At 55.2% G+C, this 22,484-nt stretch carries 27 protein-coding genes; 21 read left to right on the forward strand and 6 right to left on the reverse strand.

Features of this window, described 5'->3' with window-relative positions; genetic code table 11:
* Positions 1 to 40 precede the first annotated feature (40 nt).
* From mdcA to mdcH, 8 genes are all read left to right on the forward strand, one after another.
* Complete coding sequence (gene mdcA / locus WFN75_RS19930; RefSeq protein ID WP_046886745.1) at positions 41 to 1,696, forward strand: malonate decarboxylase subunit alpha; 1,656 nt, start codon at positions 41 to 43, stop codon at positions 1,694 to 1,696.
* Positions 1,696 to 2,553, forward strand: a complete 858-nt coding sequence (locus WFN75_RS19935; RefSeq protein ID WP_006177846.1) for a triphosphoribosyl-dephospho-CoA synthase — start codon at positions 1,696 to 1,698, stop codon at positions 2,551 to 2,553. The genes mdcA and WFN75_RS19935 overlap by 1 nt, the downstream gene beginning before the upstream one ends.
* Positions 2,554 to 2,562: 9 nt before the next feature.
* The gene (gene mdcC, locus WFN75_RS19940) at positions 2,563 to 2,862 is read left to right on the forward strand and encodes a malonate decarboxylase acyl carrier protein (RefSeq protein WP_006177845.1); all 300 of its coding nucleotides are present in this window, start codon (positions 2,563 to 2,565) and stop codon (positions 2,860 to 2,862) included.
* Complete coding sequence (locus WFN75_RS19945; protein WP_088209209.1) at positions 2,855 to 3,688, forward strand: biotin-independent malonate decarboxylase subunit beta; 834 nt, start codon at positions 2,855 to 2,857, stop codon at positions 3,686 to 3,688. The genes mdcC and WFN75_RS19945 overlap by 8 nt, the downstream gene beginning before the upstream one ends.
* The gene (gene mdcE / locus WFN75_RS19950; RefSeq protein ID WP_263617804.1) at positions 3,688 to 4,488 is read left to right on the forward strand and encodes a biotin-independent malonate decarboxylase subunit gamma; all 801 of its coding nucleotides are present in this window, start codon (positions 3,688 to 3,690) and stop codon (positions 4,486 to 4,488) included. Before WFN75_RS19945 ends, mdcE begins: the two co-directional genes overlap by 1 nt.
* Before the next feature lie 123 nt (positions 4,489 to 4,611).
* Positions 4,612 to 5,571, forward strand: a complete 960-nt coding sequence (locus WFN75_RS19955) for an AEC family transporter (protein WP_046886741.1) — start codon at positions 4,612 to 4,614, stop codon at positions 5,569 to 5,571.
* A gap of 2 nt (positions 5,572 to 5,573) precedes the next feature.
* Positions 5,574 to 6,191, forward strand: a complete 618-nt coding sequence (locus tag WFN75_RS19960) for a malonate decarboxylase holo-ACP synthase (protein ID WP_336996708.1) — start codon at positions 5,574 to 5,576, stop codon at positions 6,189 to 6,191.
* A complete protein-coding gene (mdcH, locus tag WFN75_RS19965) occupies positions 6,191 to 7,087 on the forward strand; it encodes a malonate decarboxylase subunit epsilon (protein ID WP_046886739.1) in 897 nt (298 codons plus the stop codon). The genes WFN75_RS19960 and mdcH overlap by 1 nt, the downstream gene beginning before the upstream one ends.
* Before the next feature lie 102 nt (positions 7,088 to 7,189).
* On the opposite strand, the gene WFN75_RS19970 is transcribed toward mdcH, so the two are convergent.
* The 5 genes from WFN75_RS19970 to WFN75_RS19990 all read right to left on the reverse strand — a co-directional run bounded on the left by WFN75_RS19970 (position 7,190) and on the right by WFN75_RS19990 (position 12,234).
* A complete protein-coding gene (locus WFN75_RS19970; protein ID WP_263617441.1) occupies positions 7,190 to 7,489 on the reverse strand; it encodes a DUF6966 domain-containing protein in 300 nt (99 codons plus the stop codon).
* 106 nt (positions 7,490 to 7,595) lie between these two features.
* Complete coding sequence (locus WFN75_RS19975) at positions 7,596 to 8,102, reverse strand: YrhA family protein (RefSeq protein WP_263617440.1); 507 nt, start codon at positions 8,100 to 8,102, stop codon at positions 7,596 to 7,598.
* Positions 8,099 to 9,259 (reverse strand): HNH endonuclease signature motif containing protein, encoded by a 1,161-nt coding sequence (locus WFN75_RS19980; protein ID WP_263617439.1) that lies wholly within the window; start codon positions 9,257 to 9,259, stop codon positions 8,099 to 8,101. The genes WFN75_RS19975 and WFN75_RS19980 overlap by 4 nt, the downstream gene beginning before the upstream one ends.
* A gap of 113 nt (positions 9,260 to 9,372) precedes the next feature.
* A complete protein-coding gene (locus WFN75_RS19985) occupies positions 9,373 to 10,314 on the reverse strand; it encodes a LysR family transcriptional regulator (RefSeq protein ID WP_058609457.1) in 942 nt (313 codons plus the stop codon).
* Between the two features lie 15 nt (positions 10,315 to 10,329).
* Positions 10,330 to 12,234 carry an ABC transporter ATP-binding protein gene (locus tag WFN75_RS19990; protein WP_336996709.1) on the reverse strand — a complete coding sequence of 635 codons (1,905 nt, stop codon included), beginning with the start codon at positions 12,232 to 12,234 and terminating at the stop codon, positions 10,330 to 10,332.
* A 141-nt stretch (positions 12,235 to 12,375) separates the two neighbouring features.
* Here WFN75_RS19990 and kefG point away from each other — a divergent pair, with 141 nt between their 5' ends.
* The 4 genes from kefG to slyD all read left to right on the forward strand — a co-directional run bounded on the left by kefG (position 12,376) and on the right by slyD (position 15,631).
* Positions 12,376 to 12,927: a glutathione-regulated potassium-efflux system ancillary protein KefG gene (kefG, locus tag WFN75_RS19995; protein WP_207293883.1), complete on the forward strand. Its 552-nt coding sequence runs from the start codon at positions 12,376 to 12,378 to the stop codon at positions 12,925 to 12,927.
* Positions 12,927 to 14,732 carry a glutathione-regulated potassium-efflux system protein KefB gene (gene kefB, locus WFN75_RS20000; protein ID WP_046886733.1) on the forward strand — a complete coding sequence of 602 codons (1,806 nt, stop codon included), beginning with the start codon at positions 12,927 to 12,929 and terminating at the stop codon, positions 14,730 to 14,732. Before kefG ends, kefB begins: the two co-directional genes overlap by 1 nt.
* Positions 14,733 to 14,745: 13 nt before the next feature.
* Positions 14,746 to 14,946, forward strand: a complete 201-nt coding sequence (locus WFN75_RS20005) for a YheV family putative zinc ribbon protein (protein ID WP_003861689.1) — start codon at positions 14,746 to 14,748, stop codon at positions 14,944 to 14,946.
* Positions 14,947 to 15,040: 94 nt separating this feature from the next.
* Positions 15,041 to 15,631: a peptidylprolyl isomerase gene (slyD, locus tag WFN75_RS20010; protein ID WP_040078341.1), complete on the forward strand. Its 591-nt coding sequence runs from the start codon at positions 15,041 to 15,043 to the stop codon at positions 15,629 to 15,631.
* A 48-nt stretch (positions 15,632 to 15,679) separates the two neighbouring features.
* Here slyD and WFN75_RS20015 read toward each other — a convergent pair whose 3' ends face one another.
* Entirely contained in the window at positions 15,680 to 15,898 is a 219-nt protein-coding gene (locus WFN75_RS20015) for a protein SlyX (protein WP_040078342.1), read from the reverse strand.
* A 219-nt stretch (positions 15,899 to 16,117) separates the two neighbouring features.
* Between WFN75_RS20015 and fkpA the strand changes: the two genes are divergently transcribed.
* The 9 genes from fkpA to WFN75_RS20060 form a co-directional block, all read left to right on the forward strand.
* A complete protein-coding gene (gene fkpA / locus WFN75_RS20020) occupies positions 16,118 to 16,939 on the forward strand; it encodes an FKBP-type peptidyl-prolyl cis-trans isomerase (RefSeq protein WP_040078343.1) in 822 nt (273 codons plus the stop codon).
* Between the two features lie 166 nt (positions 16,940 to 17,105).
* On the forward strand, positions 17,106 to 17,828 hold the full coding sequence (locus tag WFN75_RS20025; protein WP_040078344.1) for a helix-turn-helix transcriptional regulator: 723 nt from the start codon (positions 17,106 to 17,108) through the stop codon (positions 17,826 to 17,828).
* On the forward strand, positions 17,828 to 18,214 hold the full coding sequence (gene tusD / locus WFN75_RS20030) for a sulfurtransferase complex subunit TusD (protein ID WP_046886732.1): 387 nt from the start codon (positions 17,828 to 17,830) through the stop codon (positions 18,212 to 18,214). Before WFN75_RS20025 ends, tusD begins: the two co-directional genes overlap by 1 nt.
* Positions 18,214 to 18,573 carry a sulfurtransferase complex subunit TusC gene (gene tusC, locus WFN75_RS20035; RefSeq protein ID WP_263617437.1) on the forward strand — a complete coding sequence of 120 codons (360 nt, stop codon included), beginning with the start codon at positions 18,214 to 18,216 and terminating at the stop codon, positions 18,571 to 18,573. The genes tusD and tusC overlap by 1 nt, the downstream gene beginning before the upstream one ends.
* 7 nt (positions 18,574 to 18,580) lie before the next feature.
* Positions 18,581 to 18,868, forward strand: coding sequence for a sulfurtransferase complex subunit TusB (gene tusB, locus WFN75_RS20040; protein WP_263617436.1), 288 nt, complete (start codon positions 18,581 to 18,583; stop codon positions 18,866 to 18,868).
* A gap of 124 nt (positions 18,869 to 18,992) precedes the next feature.
* A complete protein-coding gene (gene rpsL / locus WFN75_RS20045; RefSeq protein WP_000246815.1) occupies positions 18,993 to 19,367 on the forward strand; it encodes a 30S ribosomal protein S12 in 375 nt (124 codons plus the stop codon).
* A gap of 96 nt (positions 19,368 to 19,463) precedes the next feature.
* Complete coding sequence (rpsG, locus tag WFN75_RS20050) at positions 19,464 to 19,934, forward strand: 30S ribosomal protein S7 (RefSeq protein ID WP_004106370.1); 471 nt, start codon at positions 19,464 to 19,466, stop codon at positions 19,932 to 19,934.
* Between the two features lie 96 nt (positions 19,935 to 20,030).
* Positions 20,031 to 22,145 carry an elongation factor G gene (fusA, locus tag WFN75_RS20055; RefSeq protein WP_212478431.1) on the forward strand — a complete coding sequence of 705 codons (2,115 nt, stop codon included), beginning with the start codon at positions 20,031 to 20,033 and terminating at the stop codon, positions 22,143 to 22,145.
* A gap of 69 nt (positions 22,146 to 22,214) precedes the next feature.
* Positions 22,215 to 22,484, forward strand: a 270-nt coding sequence (locus tag WFN75_RS20060; RefSeq protein WP_000031677.1) for a GTP-binding protein, incomplete at its 3' end; no start/stop codon positions are given.

The following is a 22,484-nucleotide window of genomic DNA, read 5'->3' on the forward strand; positions in this document are numbered from 1 at the left end:
TAAGCAAATCAGAATGATGTGCTGAATCAGGAGGTTAATAATGTTATCTGGGCAAACACCTACCCGGCAATGGAACACCAGACGCACGGAAAAAGCGCGTCGTCTGGCATCCGTACCGGTTCAGGGCAAGGTACTGCCGACTGGCGATTTTGTCGCCATGCTGGAAAAACTGATCGCACCAGGCGACAAAGTCGTTCTGGAAGGCAACAACCAGAAGCAGGCAGATTTTCTTTCCCGCTCACTCGCTGAAGTGAATCCGCAAATAGTGCATGACCTGCATATGATCATGCCAAGCGTCGGGCGCAGCGAGCATCTGGATATCTTCGAGAAAGGGATCGCCCGTAAGCTGGACTTCTCTTTCTCGGGTACCCAGAGCCTGCGTATTTCGCAGTTGCTGGAAGATGGCCAGCTCGAAATTGGCGCGATCCACACTTATATCGAACTCTATTCCCGCCTCTACGTCGACCTCTCGCCCAACGTGGCCCTGATTGCCGGTTTTAAAGCGGACCGTAAAGGTAACCTCTATACCGGGGCGAGCACCGAAGATACCCCGGCGCTGGTTGAAGCCGCCGCGTTCCACGACGGGATCGTCATCGCACAGGTGAACGAGCTGGTGGACGACGAATGCGATCTGCCGCGCGTGGATATTCCAGGCTCCTGGATCGACTACGTGGTAGTGGCCGACAAGCCGTTCTTTATTGAACCGCTGTTCACCCGCGACCCGCGCCTGATCAAACAGGAACACATCCTGATGGCGATGATGGCGATTAAGGGCATCTACGCGGAACATCAGGTGCAGTCCCTCAACCACGGGATCGGCTTTAACACCGCAGCGATTGAGCTGCTGCTGCCGACCTACGGCGAACAGCTCGGCCTGAAGGGCAAAATCTGTAAGCACTGGACTCTGAACCCGCACCCAACGCTGATCCCGGCGATTGAGAGCGGCTGGGTGGAGAGCGTGCACTGCTTCGGCGGCGAGCTGGGGATGGAAGAGTACATCCGCGCCCGTCCGGACATCTTCTTTACCGGTGCCGACGGCTCCATGCGTTCCAACCGCGCCTTCTGCCAGCTGGCAGGCCAGTATGCGGTGGATATGTTTATCGGTTCCACCCTCCAGGTGGACGGCTACGCTAACTCCTCAACCGTGACCCGCGGGCGTCTCTCCGGCTTCGGCGGTGCGCCAAACATGGGGCACGACCCGCACGGTCGTCGCCACGCCACACCGGCCTGGCTGAACATGATCACCGAGCCTGACCCACTGCAGCGTGGTAAAAAACTGGTCGTACAGATGGTGGAAACCTTCCAGGCAGGCGTGAAGCCGACCTTCGTGGAGAAACTGGATGCCGTCGACGTGGCGAAAGCCTCCGGGATGCCGCTGGCACCGGTAATGATTTACGGCGATGACGTGACCCACGTCCTGACCGAAGAGGGGATTGCTTACCTCTATCGTGCCAAAGATCTGGAAGAGCGTCGGGCGATGGTTGCCGCCGTGGCGGGGATCACCGATATCGGTCTGGGCGTAGACGCCAAACGCGTCGCAGAACTTCGCCAGAGCGGAAAAGTGGTTTACCCGGAAGATATGGGCATTCGCCGCACCGATGCCACCCGCTCACTGCTGGCGGCGGGCAGCGTGTCTGACCTCGTTGAGTGGTCCGGCGGTCTGTATAACCCACCTGCGAAATTCCGGAGCTGGTAATGAAACTTCTGCCCCAGATTCAGGTTGAAGGCGGTGCCGAATGGCTGGCGCGAACCGCCACGCAGTGTCTGATTGACGAAGCACGATTAAGCCCGAAACCCGGTCTGGTGGACAGTCGGGGGAACGGCGCGCACCACGATCTTACGCTGGCGCTGATGGAGCGCTCCGCGCACAGCCTGACCCCTACGTTTCAGGCGCTGGCGCAGCAAAGCTGGCAGCGTCCGGCTGACGTTGCGCTCAGGCAAACCGTCGGGCGGCTTGGCCGCGAAGGCGAGCAGCAGATGATGAATGCAACCGGCGGGGTCAATACCCACCGGGGTGCGATTTGGGCGCTGGGATTACTGGTCAGCGCGGTGGCGATGCAGGGCGGCGACGCCTCTGCGCAAACCGTCGCAGACACCGCCGCCCGGCTGGCAAAACTGCCGGATGACGCCGCACCGAAAGTGTTCAGCAAAGGGCTACGCGCCACGCATCGCTATCGCGTGCCGGGTGCGCGTGAAGAGGCGCAGCAGGCGTTTCCGCACATCATGCAGCGTGCGCTGCCACAGCTTCGTCTGAGCCGACTTAACGGCAGCAGCGAAGCGCAGGCGAGGCTCGACGCGCTGATGGCCATCATGACGTCGCTTACCGATACCTGCGTGCTGTCGCGCGCCGGAATGGAGGGGCTGGACGCCATGCAGGACGGCGCCCGTGCCGTGCTGAACGCCGGAGGATGTGCCACGCCCGCAGGCCAACTGGCGCTGGCGACGTTAGATCGTCAGATGCTGGCACTCAACGCCTCACCGGGCGGCGCTGCCGACCTGCTTGCCGCCACGCTGTTTCTCGACCGCGTCGAAACGCCATATTCAAAGCATTAAGAGGATGTTATGGAAAAAATCACATTAACCATGCCCGCCAGCCGCGCGTTAAGCGGTAAGGCGCTGGCAGGGGTTGTCGGTTCCGGGGATATGGAGGTGCTGTTCGCCGCCGAACCGGGCCAGACGTTAACCATTGATATCACCACTTCCGTCGACAACAGCCGCGGTCGCTGGGAAGCCCTGTTTACCCGCCTGCAAACCGTCAGCAGCCTGCCCGCAGGCAAACTGACCATCCACGACTTCGGCGCGACGCCGGGCGTGGCGCGCATTCGTATCGAACAGGTTTTTGAGGGGGTGAGCCATGCGTGATGACAGCAGCTTTATCGAACTAAAAGCACGCCAGCGTGCGCAGGCGCTGCTGGATGACGGCAGCTACCGCGAACTGCTGGATCCGTTTGAAGGCATTATTTCTCCGTGGCTGGGGCCACAGGGGATTGTGCCGCAGGCCGACGACGGCATGGTGGTAGCGAAAGGGACCATCAACGGTCAGCCTGCCGTGGTAGTTGCCATCGAAGGCGCGTTCCAGGGTGGCAGTATGGGCGAAGTGTCCGGTGCTAAAATGGCGGCGGCGCTGGAGCTGGCGGCGGAAGATAACCGCAACGGCATCCCGACTCAGGCGGTGCTGTGCCTCGAAACCGGCGGCGTGCGCTTGCAGGAAGCCAACCTGGGCCTGGCGGCGATTGCCGATATCCACGCGGCGATTGTCGATCTGCGTCGCTACACGCCGGTGATCGGCATTGTGGCCGGGACCGTGGGCTGCTTCGGCGGGATGTCCATCGCCGCAGCGCTGTGCAGCTACCTGATTGTGACCCGCGAAGCGCGTCTTGGCCTGAACGGCCCACAGGTTATCGAACAGGAGGCGGGGATTGAAGAGTACGACTCCCGCGACCGTCCGTTTATCTGGAGCATGACCGGCGGCGAAGTGCGCTATGAAAGCGGCCTGGTGGATGCGCTGGTGGGTGATGGCGTGAACGCGGTGAAAGCGGCAATGAACGACGCGATTGCGAAAGGCGTGCCGGCGAAACACCGTACCGATAACTACGACGATTACCTGAACCGTCTGACCAATTTCGACACCCGCAAACAGGCCGATGCCGAACAGATCAAAGCGCTTTTTGCCCGGGAGGTGAAATGATGAGTAATTCAATGAGCCGTGGCGAACTCTGGCTGGAAACCCTCGCCCCGAACGCCAAACGTCTGGAAGGGCTCTGCCCGTCCGTGCAGGCCGCAGACGGTGAGCTTAACGGTGAAACGGTACGTTTTGTCGCCGTCGTTCCGGATGCCAACAACCACTATCCGCGTGCCGCGCAGGGCGAAGTGGGCCTGCTTGAAGGCTGGACGCTGGCAAAAGTGGTCAGCGAAACCGTTGCCGCTGATGCCGATAAAGCCGTTAAACGCCCGATTGTGGCGGTGATTGACGTCCCAAGTCAGGCCTATGGTCGTCGTGAAGAGGCGTTTGGTATTCACCAGGCGCTGGCCGGTGCCGCTGCGGCCTACGCTAACGCGCGCCTGGCCGGTCATCCGGTGATTGGCCTGATTGTCGGCAAAGCGATGTCCGGCGCGTTTCTGGCGCACGGCTACCAGGCTAACCGCCTGATCGCCTTTAACGACAAAGGGGTGCTGATCCACGCAATGGGTAAAGAGTCAGCGGCGCGTATCACCCTGCGTACCGTGGAGGCGCTGGAAAAACTGGCGGCCACCATTCCGCCGATGGCGTATGACATCAGCAATTACGCCACGCTGGGGCTGCTTTCCAGCCTGCTGGATATCAATAACCCGGATGCTCCAACCGATAGCGATCTGGCGCAGGTGAAAACCACGCTGCAACAGGCCATCAACGACGCGCGTCAGGACGCCACCCTGAAAAACCGCTTAGGCGCTGACAATCGCCGCAGCTCGGCACTCGTTCGCGAACGCATGCGAGCCAGCTGGTAAGTAAAAAGAGACCTGCCAGATGCACGTCCCCGTGGGCGCACCCGTTGCGCCCACACGGGAGGCTGCATCCTGAAAATAATAAACATCGCGCCAGTGCTTAAACTTTTTTACTACAGGTGATTTATGACTTACGTAATTGTTCATGCTCTTGCACCGATTTTCGTCATCATGCTGCTGGGATTCTGGGCCGGTAAGGCAAAGATGGTCGATAACAAAAATGTTTCCCTGCTTAATATTTTCGTCATGGATTTTGCACTGCCTGCCGCGCTGTTCAGCGCCACCGTGCAAACGCCATGGACCGGCATCGTGGCCCAGTCGCCGCTGATTCTGGTGCTGACTCTGGCGATGTGGATAACCTATGCGGCCATCTATTTCCTCGCCACCAACGTCTTTAAAAAATCTCCGCAGGATGCGGCCGTGCTGACGCTGACCGTCGCCCTGCCGAACTATGCGGCGCTCGGCCTGCCCATCCTGGGCAGCGTGCTGGGTGAAAGTTCTTCTACCTCGCTCTCCGTGGCGGTCTCCATCGCCTGCGGCTCCGTACTGATGACGCCGTTCTGCCTGCTGATCCTTGAGCGTGAAAAAGCGCGCGCCGAAGGGAATAACTCCGGCTCAACCCTCTCCATGCTGCCGGTGCTGATGTGGCGCTCGATTAAAAAACCGATCGTTATGGGCCCGCTGCTGGGGGTGATTCTCTCCGCTATCGGCATCAAAATGCCGGAACTGGTTCTCGCGGCGATCAAACCGCTGGGGCTGTCTGCCACCGCAGCTGCGCTGTTCCTGACCGGGGTGATCCTCTCTGCCCGTAAGCTGCAGATCAACACCATGGTGATCACCTCCACCATCGCCAAGCTGCTGATCCAGCCTGCGATTGCCTGGGGTATCGTTTTAATCTTCGGTCTGCACGGTTCTGTGGCGATCACCGCTATCCTGATGATTGCGCTGTCCGCGGGCTTCTTCGGCGTGGTGTTCGGTAACCGCTTTGGCGTGCAGTCACCGGATGCGGAAGCCGTGCTGCTGTTAAGCTCCGTACTGTGTATCCTGTCGCTGCCGCTGTTTATCTCGTTGACTTCAGGAATGTAATCATGACCACAACATTACGCCCCCACGACCTCATCTGGCTTACCGCGCGTGACGCGCTGGAAGGCATCACCGAATCCTGGGTGGAGGCGGCCTGGCATACCGGCCTGCCGGTCGTGGTGCGGCGTGATGTTGATAGCGAAGGCCGTATTCCCGTTGGCGTGCGCGGATTGCGCCGCGACCAGCGGGCGGCCGGATGGGTGAAGCCAGAAAACGTGTTGCGTGTGGTGTCGCCCGAATCACTGAGCGTAACGGCCGATCTGCTGCGCTCGCCCTTTGTGACGCAGCCGCCGGTTCAGGTGGCGCTGCAACTTTCCCAGCAGCCGTGGCCGTGGTCGTGGGGCATTGCCGGCAGCACCGGTTACGCGCTGGCAACCGGCATTCCGGTTATCCATGCCGACAGCGATCTCGACCTGCTGATCCGCGCTCCGCAGCCTCTCTCCCCCGATGCGTTTGCCGCCTGGCAAGCCCAGCTTAGCCGCGCGCTGTGCCGGGCAGATACGCAGGTGGATACGCCCGAGGGCGGCTTTGCGCTGGCGGAGTGGCTGCGCGACGGCAAAACGCTGCTGAAAACTCGCCGCGGGCCGCGTCTGGTGACGGACCCGTGGCACAGGGAGGCGTGATGAAAATACTGTTTACTTTTCCGGGGCAGGGCACGCAGCATGAAGGCATGCTGCAAAACCTGCCGGGCTCCGAGCTGGCACAGGCGCGCGAGGTGTTGGGGACGGAGGTTGATACGCTGGATAGCGCTGCTTCGTTATCCCATACCCGCGCGGTGCAGCTTTCGCTGCTGATAGCTGGTGTCGCCTGGGCGCGCGAGCTTGAGCGACGCGGCGTAACGCCGGATATCGTCAGCGGGCTCTCCATTGGCGCATACCCGGCGGCGGTTATCGCGGGCGCGCTGGATTTCACCGACGCGCTCAGGCTGGTCGCGCTGCGTGGCGATGTAATGGAGCAGGCGTATCCGCACGGTTATGGCCTGACGGCGATTATGGGCTTGACCCTGCCACAGGTGGAACAGCTTATCGAAGGCACCGGGACCTATATTGCGAACCTGAACGCCGAAACGCAGATTGTGATCGCCGGAGGCGATGACGGGATGGCGCAGGTCGCCGAGCGCGCGCTGGCGAAAGGGGCCAGCAAGGCCAAACGACTGGCGGTCAGCGTACCATCGCACTGCGCGCTGCTGGCGGAACCGGCGCAGAAGCTGGTGGCGGCGTTTGAAAACGTGACGCTCTCTCGCCCACGCTTAGCCTATCTTAGCGGCAGCACCGGCCGCGTGCTGTGGCAGCCGGAGAAGATCGCCGACGATCTGGCGATGAATATGGCCCGCACCGTGCGCTGGCAGGAGGCAGTCATTTCAGCCAACGAACGCGACGCGCGACTGGCTATTGAGATGCCGCCCGGCGGCATATTGACCTGCTTAACGCGCCAGGCGGCGTGGGAAGGGGAGTCTATATCGCTGGAACGCAGCGGGGTTGAGGTAGCGGTCCATTTGGCGGGGCGGCTTAAGCGGTGAGTTTTCCCAACGGCTCTTTCGAAAAACGTAAGGTAAGTTAGGCACTGATAGCTCAGGGTGGAAATCTCCCTGAGCATGCGTCAGCGACGCTGATGATGAGTGTTAGGGTAAACACCCTTTTTTAATTAAATCGATTGCCTGCTCAAGTTGCTGGTAAAGCCTATGGCTCAAATCTTCCAGCTCGTCATTCTCTTTACGGAGCGGTAGCCCATTTTTGTGAAGAACAATATCGTTAAATGATCCCATTCCACCGTAAACTTTTTTTAATGCGAATATTGCAGTTTCACAGTCGACGTCAAGTTCACTACCAAGATTCTCAAAGGTTTTGGCCCATGCATTCTCATTGTTTGAGCGCAGTATGCTAATAATATGGATTAACGTTTTCTTTATTTCATTTATCATTTCAAAACCCCACTACTCATTATTTTAACACCAGGTATTTTCCACGGTTCACGTACTACTACTGGTCGTTTTTCGTGGAAACAACCAGTTTGAGATTTGACGCATATTAATTCACCGTATCAATTAGTGCGGATAACAATTCGTGAAATTGGTTATGTGATTCTATAACATAATTCGTTGAGACTTTATCACATATCTGATAGCAATCATCAGTGAAACTGAAGACAATAACGGATATACCATCCTCACCAATGAGCACCTTATCAGTGAGATTCTGATCAAAATAGATTTCATCGGTGCGTGTATCAACGTTGCGGACGTAGATATTTGACCATAATGGCACACCATTTTCTGCCTGAACTGCGTTATATAAAGTTAGTCCGTTATACTCCAGACCATCCATAATGTTGAACATATTCAGGTAGTCAGTTCGGGTAGCCATCAAGCGCTGTATATCCTCGTAAACCGTTCTTTTCTGACTGCCCCATTCGGCGGGTGGAGCATTGCGCATGAGATCTGCCATTACGGCAGGATTGACAGGATTGGCTATCGGGTAGTTATCAGCAGTCATTAGGGTCTTGAATATGCCTAACAATTCATCGGTAGACTTCATTTCTTCTCCTTAATGCCAGCGGGATAAATTACATCCTTTGGAGCAGGCCATAACACTTCTGCGCTTTCATTATAGGGAAGAGCTTTAGTTATCGTGCCCTGTGCCTTTGAAAGTGTGTAATGATAGGGCGAACTTTGTATCAGCGTTAGGTTTTCAAAGGTATTTGTCCCCCCATCATCAAGGGGGATTTTATGATGGACCTCCCATCCTGCGTGGACTTTTCCATTGGCAAGTCGGAGCAGGTTGTCAGAGTCAAAAGTTGTTAAAGCATCAGGGTGATTGGCAAGAGATTTGAGAAAAGCAGGACGAACAGTACTATTAAATTCTTTTCGTAGCGCATTATATTCGAGACGGTTTCTGCGAAAGTAGTTTAGCTCCGTAACATTTATATCACTTAGCAGAACCTGGTTGTTTTTATATTTTCCCAAATAGTCGGTCAACTGTTTCGCTGTCGCTGGATTTCTGATGAGCAGCAGCGAGGCGGCGGTTATCATCATACCGGACGTGGTTTCATTTAAAACGCTGTCGTAGCCTGTTACGGCTTCTCCACCAAGTTGCTCCGCTGTTTGTCTAAAACCTTCAAGGTTGCCGTTGTAGATTCCACCGGCCGCCAGTAATCGTCCGGCTGCTTTGCTGTTGATGGTTTTGGTGGCCTGTGCGTGCTGTACGGGAGCATCGGAATCATGTTGTTTAATGGTCGGAGCAGGTTTTCGTCCCGGGTGTGCGTTCAGGCAATGTTCGTAAATATTCCGTACTTCTCGCTGGAAACTGTCGCTATAGCTGTCCATGAAACAGTCATAAACCAGATTACCGTCGTCATCGAAGAAGAAGGGGTTGCGGAAACGGTCCCACTTCTCTGCGGTGTTTACGCCAACCATCCAGCCCTGCTCTAGATTCCATTTTACTTCATCATAAAGGCCGTCGTATTCAATGTGGCGCTTGCGTTTGTATGGCTGTGCCGCAAAGCGGTGGTATACGCCGTCACGTCGCATGGGGATGGTGAAATGTTGAAAACGGGTTTGAGGGTCATATTTTAGATAATCCAGTTCATAAAATACGCTTGCCATTTCCAGTGCATCGCGTGGCGTGAGGATGAACTGAATATCACCCGGTGCTAAATCACAGCCCGCATCCCATTTCATATAGAGTGTGAACATCCTGTTCCTGCTATAAGCCATGTTGTTTTTGTGGATATTCAGAGGTAACGGATGATAAGTCAAACGTGGCGTTCAGTTTTAGTGAACCCTGGAACAGGGGGAATGCACCAGGCTTACGGGGCCGAGGTATCTGTTGTGAGGCTTCGCGCATACATCCGTCCTTCGGCGGCCAGTGCGCGCAGGCTGGGATCCTGCTCGCGGTTGCGGGCAAAGACGATGGCGATCAACTGCTGCATCTGATACGGCTGCGCCAGCTTCAGTAGCTGCACCGAGTTTTCATACACTTTCTTCATCCTGCCCGGCATCAGCGTAAAACCGACCCCCGCCTGCACCAGGCTCAACATAGAGAAAATGTCGTTCACGCGCGTGACGATTTCCGGCTCGAATCCGGCGATGTGGAACGCTTCCTGGAACCCGGCGTAGGTGGCGAACCCTTCTGCCAGCGCGACGAATTTCTGATCTTTATAATCACGCAGGTCGGCCAGCTCGCCGGTGTTGAGGGACGCAGACGCCGGTGCGGCAAGGAAAATGTCGTCGTGGAACAGAGGAAGTACTTCAAGACTGTTACGATCGATATCGCTTTCGGAAATGGAGATTAAAATCGCGTCCAGCGAGCCTTCGTCCAGCATGTGCAGCAACGTTTCGTTGGAGCCCATCGTCAGATCCATCTCCAGATCCGGACGGCGCAGCTTCATGCCCATGATCAGGCGCGGCACGGTCTCCAGCGTTAGCGAATAAAGCGTGCCGACGCGCAGCCGCCCCTGACCTATACCGGCAATCTTACGGGACTCTTCCACGCCGCGCGCCATGACCTGCATCACCTCCTGGCAATACTCCAGCAGCGTCCAGGCGGAGGGGAGCGCAATCAGGTTGCGCCCCTTATGGGTGAAGAGCGGGCAGCGCACGTTCTCTTCCAGGGTGTGCAGCGCGCGGTGCACGCTGACGCCGCTGAGGCCCAGAGTTTCGGCGGTACGCGCGATATTGCCCTTCTCCATGAACGTCATGAAGATGCTGAGCTTGCGAAATGTAATGTCGCTCGTGGTATCGAAACTCATACTCCTCCCGGCGGTTTAGTCGGCCTGTAGCATCGCTTCCAGCTGTTCCTGGGCGTCCAGCCACGCCATCTCACACTCTTCGAGGCTGGATTTGGTTTTGGCCTGGGTTTGCAGGCAGTCCGTCAGCTCGGCCTTGCGGCTCTGATCGTACAGCTCGCTGTCGCCCAGCTTCTCTTCAACGGCCGCAAGCGTGGCGTTGAGCTTTTCCATCTCTTTTTCCAGCCGCGCGATCTCTTTACGCAGCGGTTGCGTCTGGGTGCGCAGCTCCGCTTCCCGGCGCTTCTGGTCTTTACGCGCCTGCGCGCTGTTGGCGTTGTCTTTTGCCGACTCGTCCGGCTGGTTTTCCTGCTTCTGCACGTCCGTCAGCCACTGCTGATAGTCTTCCAGGTCGCCGTCGAACGGTTCGACCTTGCCGTCGTGCACGAGGTAGAGATCGTCCGTGGTGGAGCGGATCAGGTGACGATCGTGCGAGACCACCACCAGCGCGCCTTCGAATTCAATCAGCGCTTCGGTCAGCGCCTGACGCATGTCGAGATCCAGGTGGTTGGTCGGTTCATCGAGCAGCAGCAGGTTCGGACGCTGCCAGACGATCAGCGCCAGCACCAGACGGGCTTTTTCACCCCCGGAGAAGCGCTCGGTATTCTCAGTGACTTTATCGCCCTGGAAACCAAACCCGCCGAGGTAGTCGCGCAGCTTCTGCTCCATCTCCTGCGGTGCCAGCCGCGCCAGGTGCTGAATCGGCGATTCATCCGCGCGTAAAAATTCCAGCTGGTGCTGGGCGAAGTAGCCAAGCTTAATGCCCTTTGCCAGACCGATCTCGCCGCTGACCGGGTTAAGCTCGCCCGCCAGCAGTTTGATCAGCGTTGATTTACCGGCACCGTTACGCCCCAGCAGACCAATACGTGAACCCGGCACCAGGTTGAGCTTGATAGAGTCGAGAATTGTACGCTCGCCGTAGCCTGCGCTGACCTTTTCCATCTTCAGCAGCGGGTTCGGCAGGCTCTCCGGCGCGCGGAAGCTGAAGTGGAACGGGTTATCGACGTGCGCAGGCGCAATCATCTCCATGCGTTCCAGCATCTTGATGCGGCTTTGCGCCTGTTTGGCCTTCGAGGCTTTCGCTTTGAAACGATCGACAAAGCTCTGCAGGTGCGCCACGCGCTGCTGCTGGCTTTCATACATCGATTGTTGCTGGGCAAGACGCGTTGCGCGCTGGCGCTCGAAGGAGCTGTAGTTGCCGGTGTATTCGAACATCTTTTGCTGTTCGATATGGATAATTTTATCCACCACCGGATCGAGGAAGTCGCGGTCGTGGGAAATCAGAATCAGAGTGCCCTGATAGCTCTTGAGCCACTTCTCCAGCCAAATAACCGCATCGAGATCGAGGTGGTTGGTCGGTTCATCAAGGAGCAGTAAATCAGAGCGGCAAATCAGCGCCTGCGCCAGGTTAAGGCGCATACGCCAGCCGCCGGAGAAGTCGCTCACCGGGCGTTCGAGCTGGTCGTTGCTAAAGCCCAGGCCGTGCAGAAGACTGGAGGCGCGGGAGCGGATGGTCCACGCGTCGATGGCGTCCAGCTTGCCGTGAACGGTGGCGATGGCGTGGCCGTCGTTGCGCTCGTTTGCGGCATTGAGCTCCGCTTCCAGCTTGCGGTATTCGCGGTCGCCGTCAATCACATAGTCGAGCGCCGGTTCGCTCAGCGCGGGCGTCTCCTGGTTAACCCAGGCGAGCTGCCAGTTTCCGGGGTAGGTAAAGTTGCCGCCGTCAGCGCTAATCTCGTTTTTCAGCAGCGCCAGCAGGGTGGATTTACCGCAGCCGTTTTTGCCGACCAGCCCGACCTTCTGGCCAGGGTTGATGGTGGCAGTGGCATTGTCCAGCAGGACGCGCACGCCGCGACGAATTTGTAACGAGGAGAAAACAATCATAGAAGCGCCGTATGTTCCGACTATGTTAATTTGTCATTATGATAATGTAAGGTGTGGACCATTTGCCGCCGCACCGGGCCGCCATGGTAGCCCAAAACAACAACGATACACAAAAACAGAAACCTTACCGGGAGGGGAATGATGTCTCAGACAGCCAAAGTGCTGCTGCTGTATGCCCATCCGGAATCTCAGGACTCGGTGGCGAACCGGGTACTGCTTAAGCCGGCGACACAGCTCAGCAACGTCACAGTGCACGATCTCTACGCGCACTATCCTGATTTCTTTATTGATATTCCCCATGAGCAAGAACTCCTGCGTCAGCATGATGTGATTGTCTTCCAGCATCCGCTTTATACCTATAGCTGCCCGGCGCTGCTGAAAGAGTGGCTGGACCGCGTGCTCAGCCGGGGTTTCTCCAGCGGCGTGGGGGGCAATCAGCTGGCGGGAAAGTACTGGCGGAACGTGATCACTACTGGCGAGCCAGAGAGCGCCTACCGTCACGATGGGCTTAACCGTTATCCCATGAGCGACATTCTGCGGCCTTTTGAGCTAACGGCGGCCATGTGCCATATGCACTGGCTCAGTCCGATTATTATCTACTGGGCGCGTCGGCAGCAGCCGCAAACGCTGGCAAGCCATGCCAAAGCCTATGGTGACTGGCTGGCTGACCCCCTGCCGACGGGAGGCCGCTGATGGAAGGTTCCGATCTGTTACTGGCAGGCGTTTTATTCTTATTTGCGGCGGTGGTCGCCGTGCCGCTGGCCGCGCGGCTGGGTATTGGTGCGGTGCTGGGTTATCTGCTGGCCGGCATCGCCATTGGCCCCTGGGGGCTAGGCTTCATTAGCGATGTCGATGAAATTCTGCATTTCTCCGAGCTTGGCGTCGTATTCCTGATGTTTATCATCGGCCTTGAACTCAACCCGGCGAAGTTGTGGCAATTGCGGCGCTCGATTTTTGGTGTGGGCGCAGCCCAGGTGCTCTGTAGCGCAGCGGTGCTGGGTGGCCTGTTGATGCTGACCGATTTCTCCTGGCAGGCGGCGGTCATCGGCGGCATTGGCCTGGCCATGTCCTCCACGGCGATGGCATTGCAGCTCATGCGTGAAAAAGGGATGAACCGCAACGAGGCCGGGCAGCTGGGCTTCTCGGTGTTGCTCTTTCAGGACCTGGCGGTGATTCCGGCGCTGGCGCTGGTACCGCTGCTGGCCGGCTCCGGCGATGATCATTTCGACTGGATGAAGGTTGGCATGAAAGTGCTGGCGTTTATTGGCATGTTGATTGGTGGACGCTATCTGCTGCGGCCGGTATTTCGCTTTATCGCCGCGTCCGGCGTGCGCGAAGTCTTTACCGCCGCCACGCTGCTGCTGGTATTAGGCTCGGCCCTGTTTATGGATGCCCTGGGGCTGTCTATGGCGCTGGGCACCTTTATTGCCGGGGTGCTGCTGGCGGAGAGCGAGTATCGCCACGAGCTGGAGATGGCAATCGATCCGTTTAAGGGCTTGCTGCTGGGGTTGTTCTTTATCTCCGTGGGCATGGCGCTGAATCTGGGGGTGCTCTATACCCATCTGCTGCTGGTCGTGGTAGGCGTAGCCTTGCTGGTGGCAGTAAAAACCCTGGTGCTCTATTTGCTTGCGCGAATCTATGGCCTGCGCAATTCTGAAAGAATGCAGTTTGCTGGCGTATTAAGCCAGGGCGGTGAGTTCGCTTTTGTGCTCTTCTCCACAGCATCTTCCCAGCGTTTGTTCCAGCATGATCAGATGGCGCTGCTGCTGGTGACCGTGACCTTATCGATGATGACCACGCCTCTGCTGATGAAATTGATCGATAGACAACTTTCACGGCAGTTTAATCCTTCTGAGGATGAAGACGAGACACCATGGGTCGAAGACGATAAACCGCAGGTGATCGTGGTGGGCTTTGGGCGATTTGGTCAGGTGATTGGGCGTCTGTTGATGGCGAATAAGATGCGGATCACCGTGCTCGAGCGCGACATTAGCGCGGTGAATTTGATGCGCAAATATGGCTATAAGGTCTATTACGGTGATGCGACTCAGGTTGAGCTGTTGCGTTCTGCCGGGGCTGAAGCGGCGGAATCCATTGTGATTACTTGTAATGAGCCTGAAGACACCATGAAGCTGGTGGAGATTTGCCAGCAGCATTTTCCGCATCTGCATATTCTGGCCCGCGCGCGGGGTCGCGTAGAGGCCCATGAGCTACTACAGGCGGGGGTAAAACAGTTCTCCCGCGAGACCTTCTCCAGTGCGCTGGAGTTGGGGCGCAAAACGCTGGTTACCCTCGGCATGCACCCGCATCAGGCCCAGCGCGCGCAACTGCATTTTCGCCGTCTGGATATGCGTATGCTGCGTGAACTGATGCCAGTGCATACCGACACGGTGCAAATCTCCCGCGCACGGGAAGCCCGGCGTGAACTGGAAGAGATTTTTCAGCGTGAGATGCAGCAGGAACGGCGCCAACTGGACGGCTGGGATGAATTTGAATAAAGGGTAACGAAAGATGGCTGTACGTAAACGCTTTATCGCGGGCGCAAAATGCCCATCCTGCCAGGCGCAAGACACGCTGGCGATGTGGCGCGAGAATAATATTGATATCGTTGAGTGTGTTAAGTGCGGCCACCAGATGCGCGAGGCTGACAAAGAGGCCCGCGATCACGTTCGCAAAGAAGAGCAAGTGATCGGCATTTTCCATCCGGACTAGCGATATGCCCCGAGTTTTTTTAAGCTAAAGGGTACACAGGTGCAGATTTCCGTTACAATCTGCGCCAGCAATTTTCCCACGCTCAGGAGATATCATGAAAGTAGCAAAAGACCTGGTGGTCAGCCTGGCCTATCAGGTACGTACAGAAGACGGTGTATTGGTTGATGAGTCTCCGGTGAGTGCGCCGCTGGACTACCTGCATGGTCACGGTTCCCTGATCTCCGGCCTGGAAACCGCGCTGGACGGTCATGAAGTCGGCGATAAATTCGATGTTGCTGTTGGCGCAAACGACGCTTACGGTCAGTACGATGAGAATCTGGTTCAGCGTGTTCCTAAAGATGTATTTATGGGCGTTGACGAGCTGCAGGTTGGCATGCGCTTCCTGGCAGAAACCGACCAGGGTCCAGTACCGGTTGAAATCACCGAAGTTGAAGACGACCACGTTGTTGTTGATGGCAACCACATGCTGGCTGGCCAGAACCTGAAGTTCAACGTTGAAGTTGTTGCAATCCGCGAAGCGACCGAAGAAGAGCTGGCTCATGGCCACGTTCACGGTGCGCACGGTCATGACCACGATCATGATCACGGTCACGACGGCTGCTGCGGTGGCCACGGCCACGATCACGACCATGGTCACGACCACGGTAAAGGTGGTTGCGGTAACGGCGGCTGCGGTTGCCACTAATACCTTGCAGGTAATAAAAAAGCGGGATTATCCCGCTTTTTTTACGTCTCAATAATGAGGAGGGGGGGTCTCTTCAGACTGGGAAGCAATATGGGAAGGCTGGGTCGCCTTGATCTTTTCAGTCAGCAAGCGTAGCAGGTCGCGCAATTTTGCCATTTCAAGTTCGTGGGCCGTGACCGTCTGGTTCAGCTCTTCGATGGTGATCTCCTGAAAAGCCAGCCGACTTTCCAGCTCCGCCAGTCTCGCTTCCATTGTTGTATCCTGCATGATTCACCTCGTTGTTCAGTCTGGCGCAGAATATTAACTGACTTTGGTCCGGTTCGCAGTAATCATGCTGCGAGTAAGAAACTAATTTAAACAAAAATAGTCTGAAAAGAATCGAGTTTCGGGGGAGTCTGTCTGTAGATTTCTTCCGCAACGTTTTATAGTACGCAACTCATTTACATTTAACACTGGGGTGAGAGGCCCTGGTCCCTGGAGATATGGATGAAATCACTGTTTAAAGTAACGCTGCTGGCAACCACTATGGCTGTCGCGCTGAATGCACCGCTGTCTTTCGCTGCAGATACCGCTGCGAAACCAGCTGCTGCTGCAGACAGCAAAGCGGCGTTCAAAAATGACGACCAGAAATCAGCCTATGCGCTCGGAGCATCTCTGGGTCGTTATATGGAAAACTCTCTCAAAGAGCAGGAAAAACTGGGCATCAAACTGGATCAGGCGCAGCTGATTGCCGGTGTTCAGGACGCCTTTGCTGATAAGAGCAAACTCTCCGATCAGGAAATTGAACAAACTCTCCAGGCTTTTGAAGCACGTGTGAAAGGCGCTGCACAAGAGAAGATGGAAAAAGATTCAGCCGAGAACGAAACCAAAGGTAAAGCCTATCGTGACACCTTTGCGAAAGAGAAGGGCGTAAAAACCTCTTCTACCGGCCTGGTCTACAAAGTTGAGAAAGAAGGTACCGGCGACGCACCTAAAGACAGCGACACCGTGGTCGTTAACTACAAAGGTACTCTGATCGACGGTAAAGAGTTTGATAACTCTTACACCCGTGGCGAACCGCTCTCCTTCCGTCTGGATGGTGTTATCCCTGGCTGGACAGAAGGCCTGAAAAACATCAAGAAAGGCGGCAAAATCAAGCTGGTCATCCCACCGGATCTGGCTTACGGTAAAACCGGCGTTCCGGGTATTCCGGCTAACTCTACGCTGGTCTTTGACGTAGAGCTGCTGGACATCAAACCCGCACCGAAGGCGGATGCCAAGCCTGAAGCTGCAGCAGATGCCAAAGCTGCAGACGCAGCGAAGAAATAAAACTGCGAAACCCGCCGCCTACCAGGCGGCGGTTTTTTTTATTCCGGGGCAGAGTCAATTAACACTGGAAAGCCTTACCTACGCTGTATTAATTTAGTTGTCCGTGTAAATGATGAGCCTGCCCTGAAAACCTACCGACAGGCTCCTGAAAAGGAGTGTTTTTTTCATGACCAGGTCGCTTTTAACCAACGAAACCAGTGAGCTCGATCTGCTGGATCAGCGTCCTTTCGATCAGACCGATTTCGATATTCTGAAATCCTACGAGGCGGTAGTGGACGGGTTAGCGATGCTCATTGGGTCCCACTGCGAAATCGTATTGCACTCCCTGCAAGATCTGAAATGTTCTGCCATCCGCATTGCTAATGGTGAGCATACCGGCCGTAAAATTGGATCGCCAATCACCGACCTTGCACTGCGTATGCTGCACGACATGACCGGCGCGGACAGTAGCGTCTCCAAATGCTATTTCACACGCGCCAAAAGCGGCGTGCTGATGAAGTCGGTCACTATCGCTATCCGTAACCGCGAACAGCGCGTCATTGGTTTGCTCTGTATCAACATGAACCTTGACGTTCCGTTCTCGCAAATCATGAACACCTTTATTCCGCCGGAAACGCCTGACGTGGGCTCTTCCGTTAACTTCGCCTCGTCCGTTGAAGATCTCGTCACCCAGACGCTGGAATTCACCATCGAAGAGGTTAATGCCGATCGCAATGTTTCTAACAATGCTAAAAATCGCCAGATCGTGCTCAATCTCTACGAGAAAGGCATCTTCGACATTAAAGATGCGATTAACCAGGTTGCGGATCGCCTGAATATCTCCAAACACACGGTGTACCTCTACATCCGTCAGTTCAAAAGCGGCGACTTTGTGGGACAAGAGAAGTAATGCGTTTTGCGTTGATGGTGACCGGCCCGGCTTATGGCACTCAGCAGGCAAGCAGCGCGCTGCAGTTTGCCCGCGCACTTCTGGAAGCCGGCCATGAGCTCATAAGTGTGTTTTTCTATCGTGAAGGCGTCTATAACGCTAACCAGCTCACTTCGCCTGCCAGCGATGAATTTGATCTGGTGCGTGGCTGGCAAGCCCTACATCAACAGTCCGGTGTCGCGCTACATATTTGTGTGGCTGCGGCGTTGCGCCGTGGTATTGCCGACGCCACAGAAGCCGAACGTCTGGGCCTGGCAGGCGCCAATCTGCAGCCTGGATTCACTCTCAGCGGATTAGGCGCCCTGGCGCAAGCCGCATTAACCTGCGACCGCATGGTGCAATTCTGATGAATCGCGTGGCTTTTGTTTTTACTTCCGCTCCGCATGGCAATGCTGCTGGCAGGGAAGGGCTGGATGCACTGCTTGCCACTTCCGCACTGACGGAGGAGGTTGGCGTCTTCTTTATTGGCGACGGTGTATTTCAACTTCTCGCCGGACAGCAGCCCCAGACGATATTGATGCGCGACTATATCGCCACGTTTAAGGTACTGCCTCTCTATGATATCGAGACCTTCTGGATCTGTTCCACGTCAATGCGAGAGCGCGGGCTGGACGACGAGACGCCGCTGGTTCTGGATGCGACACGGCTGACATCCGACCGCTTACGCGAAGAACTTTCTCATTACGATACCGTTTTAACCTTCTGAGGCCGCCATGCTCCATACTCTGAGCCGTTCACCCTGGCAGTGCGACATTGACGGATTACTGAGAATGTTGCGCGACGGCGATGCTCTGTTGCTAATTCAGGACGGCGTATTGGCCGCAATTGCAGGCAGTCGTTACGTTGAAAATATCACTAACGCCCCCATTAAGGTCTATGCGCTCAAAGATGACCTTGACGCGCGAGGGCTGACTGGTCAAATTTCAACCAAAATTGACGTAGTTGGCTATACTGATTTCGTTGATCTTGCAGTTACGCATACCAGTCAAATGAACTGGTGATTTGAGATCGCTGTATATTTCTTGACACCTTTTCGACGTAGCCCTAAAATTTCGCGTCCTCATATTGTATGAGGTCGTTTTATTACGTGTTTACGAAGCAAAAGCTAAAACCAGGAGCTATTTAATGGCAACAGTTAACCAGCTGGTACGCAAACCACGCGCTCGCAAAGTTGCAAAAAGCAACGTGCCTGCGCTGGAAGCCTGCCCGCAGAAACGTGGCGTATGTACTCGTGTATATACCACCACTCCTAAGAAACCAAACTCCGCACTGCGTAAAGTATGCCGTGTGCGTTTGACTAACGGTTTTGAAGTGACTTCCTACATCGGTGGTGAAGGTCACAACCTGCAGGAGCACTCCGTGATCCTGATCCGTGGCGGTCGTGTTAAAGACCTTCCGGGTGTTCGTTACCACACCGTTCGTGGTGCGCTCGACTGCTCTGGTGTTAAAGACCGTAAGCAGGCTCGCTCCAAGTACGGCGTGAAGCGTCCTAAGGCTTAATGGTTCTCCGTTAAGTAAGGCCAAACTGATTTATCTTAATGTCACACTAAACTCTTAGAGTTTTGGACAATCCTGAATTAACAACGGAGTATTCCCATGCCACGTCGTCGCGTCATTGGTCAGCGTAAAATCCTTCCAGATCCGAAATTCGGATCAGAACTGCTGGCAAAATTTGTAAATATCCTGATGGTAGATGGTAAAAAATCTACTGCAGAAGCAATCGTATACAGCGCGCTTGAGACCCTGGCTCAGCGTTCTGGTAAAAATGAACTGGAAGCTTTCGAAGTCGCTCTCGACAACGTTCGCCCAACTGTAGAAGTTAAGTCCCGCCGCGTTGGTGGTTCTACTTATCAGGTTCCAGTTGAAGTTCGTCCGGTTCGTCGTAATGCTCTGGCAATGCGTTGGATCGTTGAAGCTGCTCGTAAACGCGGTGATAAATCCATGGCTCTGCGTCTGGCGAACGAACTTTCTGATGCTGCAGACAACAAAGGTACTGCAGTTAAGAAACGTGAAGACGTTCACCGTATGGCAGAAGCCAACAAGGCGTTCGCACACTACCGTTGGTAATCCCTTCGGAGTCGTAGTCACCAGGCGGGCGCTTCAGAGAAGCCGCCCGCTCTGGGTAACTTAACTGAACGCCTAAAGAAACAAACGAGGAATCAAATGGCTCGTACAACACCCATCGCACGCTACCGTAACATCGGTATCAGTGCGCACATCGACGCCGGTAAAACCACCACTACCGAACGTATTCTGTTCTACACCGGTGTAAACCACAAAATCGGTGAAGTTCATGACGGCGCAGCTACCATGGACTGGATGGAGCAGGAGCAGGAACGTGGTATCACCATCACTTCCGCTGCGACTACTGCATTCTGGTCTGGTATGGCTAAGCAGTATGAACCGCATCGCGTAAACATCATCGACACCCCGGGCCACGTTGACTTCACTATCGAAGTTGAACGTTCCATGCGTGTTCTTGATGGTGCAGTAATGGTTTACTGCGCAGTTGGTGGTGTTCAGCCACAGTCTGAGACCGTATGGCGTCAGGCTAACAAATATAAAGTTCCACGCATCGCGTTCGTTAACAAAATGGACCGTATGGGTGCTAACTTCCTGAAAGTTGTTGGTCAGATCAAATCCCGTCTGGGCGCGAACCCTGTTCCGCTGCAGCTGGCAATTGGTGCTGAAGAAGGTTTCACCGGTGTTGTTGACCTGGTGAAAATGAAAGCCATCAACTGGAACGAAGCAGATGCAGGCGTGACCTTCGAATACGAAGATATCCCGGCTGATATGCAGGACCTGGCTGACGAATGGCACCAGAACCTGATCGAATCCGCAGCTGAAGCATCTGAAGAGCTGATGGAGAAATACCTGGGTGGTGAAGAACTGACTGAAGAAGAGATCAAAAAAGCTCTGCGTCAGCGCGTTCTGAACAACGAAATCATCCTGGTAACCTGCGGTTCTGCGTTCAAGAACAAAGGTGTTCAGGCAATGCTGGATGCGGTAATTGATTACCTGCCATCCCCAGTAGACGTTCCTGCGATCAACGGTATCCTGGACGACGGTAAAGATACTCCGGCTGAGCGTCACGCAAGTGATGACGAGCCGTTCTCTGCACTGGCGTTCAAAATCGCTACCGACCCGTTCGTGGGTAACCTGACGTTCTTCCGCGTGTACTCTGGTGTGGTTAACTCCGGTGACACCATCCTGAACTCCGTGAAAGCAGCTCGTGAGCGTTTCGGCCGTATCGTACAGATGCACGCTAACAAACGTGAAGAGATCAAAGAAGTTCGCGCGGGCGATATCGCTGCGGCTATCGGTCTGAAAGACGTGACCACCGGTGACACCCTGTGTAACCCGGATCACCCGATCATTCTGGAGCGTATGGAATTCCCTGAGCCGGTAATCTCCATCGCCGTTGAACCTAAAACCAAAGCTGACCAGGAAAAAATGGGTCTGGCTCTGGGCCGTCTGGCGAAAGAAGACCCGTCCTTCCGCGTATGGACTGACGAAGAATCTAACCAGACCATCATCGCTGGTATGGGTGAACTTCACCTGGATATCATCGTTGACCGTATGAAGCGTGAATTCAACGTTGAAGCGAACGTAGGTAAACCTCAGGTTGCTTACCGTGAAGCGATTCGTTCTAAAGTTACCGATATCGAAGGTAAACACGCTAAGCAGTCTGGTGGTCGCGGTCAGTACGGTCACGTTGTGATCGACATGTACCCACTGGAGCCGGGCTCTAATCCGAAAGGTTACGAGTTCATCAACGACATCAAAGGTGGTGTAATTCCTGGCGAATACATCCCTGCCGTTGATAAAGGCATCCAGGAGCAGCTGAAGTCTGGTCCGCTGGCAGGTTACCCGGTAGTAGACATTGGTATCCGTCTGCACTTCGGTTCTTACCACGACGTTGACTCCTCTGAACTGGCGTTTAAACTGGCTGCTTCTCTTGCCTTTAAAGATGGCTTTAAGAAAGCGAAACCAGTTCTGCTTGAGCCAATCATGAAGGTTGAAGTAGAAACTCCGGAAGAGAACACCGGTGACGTTATCGGTGACTTGAGCCGTCGTCGCGGTATGCTGCGTGGTCAAGAATCCGAAGTGACTGGCGTTAAGATCCACGCTGAAGTTCCGCTGTCTGAAATGTTCGGATATGCAACTCAGCTGCGTTCTCTGACCAAAGGTCGTGCATCATACACCATGGAATTCCTGAAGTATGATGATGCACCGAACAACGTTGCTCAGGCCGTTATCGAAGCCCGTGGTAAATAATCCACAGGATTAAAACCTAAGTCCCGTGCTCTCTCCAGAGGGGAGAGCACTATAGTAAGGAATATAGCCGTGTCTAAAGAAAAATTTGAACGTACAAAACCGCACGTCAACGTTGGTACTATCGGCCACGTTGACCACGGTAAAACTACTCTGACCGCTGCAATCACTACCGTACTGGCTAAAACCTACGGCGGTGCTGCTCGTGCATTCGACCAGATCGATAACGCACCAGAAGAAAAAGCGCGTGGTATCACCATCAACACTTCTCACGTTGAATATGACACCCCGACTCGCCACTACGCACACGTAGACTGCCCAGGCCACGCCGACTATGTTAAA

Source organism: Leclercia sp. UBA7405, from assembly GCF_037152215.1.
GTDB lineage: Bacteria > Pseudomonadota > Gammaproteobacteria > Enterobacterales > Enterobacteriaceae > Enterobacter > Enterobacter pneumoniae.

Bases quoted from the DNA above. Each gene is read 5' to 3' on its own strand.
- tusB (WP_263617436.1), top strand. From the start codon at position 18,581: ATGCTCCATACTCTGAGCCGTTCACCCTGGCAGTGCGACATTGACGGA.
- tusC (WP_263617437.1), top strand. From the start codon at position 18,214: ATGAATCGCGTGGCTTTTGTTTTTACTTCCGCTCCGCATGGCAATGCT.
- fkpA (WP_040078343.1), top strand. From the start codon at position 16,118: ATGAAATCACTGTTTAAAGTAACGCTGCTGGCAACCACTATGGCTGTC.
- mdcH (WP_046886739.1), top strand. From the start codon at position 6,191: ATGAAAATACTGTTTACTTTTCCGGGGCAGGGCACGCAGCATGAAGGC.
- WFN75_RS20025 (WP_040078344.1), top strand. From the start codon at position 17,106: ATGACCAGGTCGCTTTTAACCAACGAAACCAGTGAGCTCGATCTGCTG.
- WFN75_RS19980 (WP_263617439.1), bottom strand. From the start codon at position 9,259: ATGTTCACACTCTATATGAAATGGGATGCGGGCTGTGATTTAGCACCG.
- mdcE (WP_263617804.1), top strand. From the start codon at position 3,688: ATGAGTAATTCAATGAGCCGTGGCGAACTCTGGCTGGAAACCCTCGCC.
- fusA (WP_212478431.1), top strand. From the start codon at position 20,031: ATGGCTCGTACAACACCCATCGCACGCTACCGTAACATCGGTATCAGT.
- WFN75_RS19990 (WP_336996709.1), bottom strand. From the start codon at position 12,234: ATGATTGTTTTCTCCTCGTTACAAATTCGTCGCGGCGTGCGCGTCCTG.
- rpsG (WP_004106370.1), top strand. From the start codon at position 19,464: ATGCCACGTCGTCGCGTCATTGGTCAGCGTAAAATCCTTCCAGATCCG.
- WFN75_RS19985 (WP_058609457.1), bottom strand. From the start codon at position 10,314: ATGAGTTTCGATACCACGAGCGACATTACATTTCGCAAGCTCAGCATC.
- WFN75_RS20015 (WP_040078342.1), bottom strand. From the start codon at position 15,898: ATGCAGGATACAACAATGGAAGCGAGACTGGCGGAGCTGGAAAGTCGG.
- WFN75_RS19935 (WP_006177846.1), top strand. From the start codon at position 1,696: ATGAAACTTCTGCCCCAGATTCAGGTTGAAGGCGGTGCCGAATGGCTG.
- WFN75_RS19945 (WP_088209209.1), top strand. From the start codon at position 2,855: ATGCGTGATGACAGCAGCTTTATCGAACTAAAAGCACGCCAGCGTGCG.
- rpsL (WP_000246815.1), top strand. From the start codon at position 18,993: ATGGCAACAGTTAACCAGCTGGTACGCAAACCACGCGCTCGCAAAGTT.
- tusD (WP_046886732.1), top strand. From the start codon at position 17,828: ATGCGTTTTGCGTTGATGGTGACCGGCCCGGCTTATGGCACTCAGCAG.
- WFN75_RS19955 (WP_046886741.1), top strand. From the start codon at position 4,612: ATGACTTACGTAATTGTTCATGCTCTTGCACCGATTTTCGTCATCATG.
- mdcA (WP_046886745.1), top strand. From the start codon at position 41: ATGTTATCTGGGCAAACACCTACCCGGCAATGGAACACCAGACGCACG.
- WFN75_RS19960 (WP_336996708.1), top strand. From the start codon at position 5,574: ATGACCACAACATTACGCCCCCACGACCTCATCTGGCTTACCGCGCGT.
- WFN75_RS19970 (WP_263617441.1), bottom strand. From the start codon at position 7,489: ATGATAAATGAAATAAAGAAAACGTTAATCCATATTATTAGCATACTG.
- WFN75_RS19975 (WP_263617440.1), bottom strand. From the start codon at position 8,102: ATGAAGTCTACCGATGAATTGTTAGGCATATTCAAGACCCTAATGACT.
- mdcC (WP_006177845.1), top strand. From the start codon at position 2,563: ATGGAAAAAATCACATTAACCATGCCCGCCAGCCGCGCGTTAAGCGGT.
- kefB (WP_046886733.1), top strand. From the start codon at position 12,927: ATGGAAGGTTCCGATCTGTTACTGGCAGGCGTTTTATTCTTATTTGCG.
- WFN75_RS20005 (WP_003861689.1), top strand. From the start codon at position 14,746: ATGGCTGTACGTAAACGCTTTATCGCGGGCGCAAAATGCCCATCCTGC.
- kefG (WP_207293883.1), top strand. From the start codon at position 12,376: ATGTCTCAGACAGCCAAAGTGCTGCTGCTGTATGCCCATCCGGAATCT.
- slyD (WP_040078341.1), top strand. From the start codon at position 15,041: ATGAAAGTAGCAAAAGACCTGGTGGTCAGCCTGGCCTATCAGGTACGT.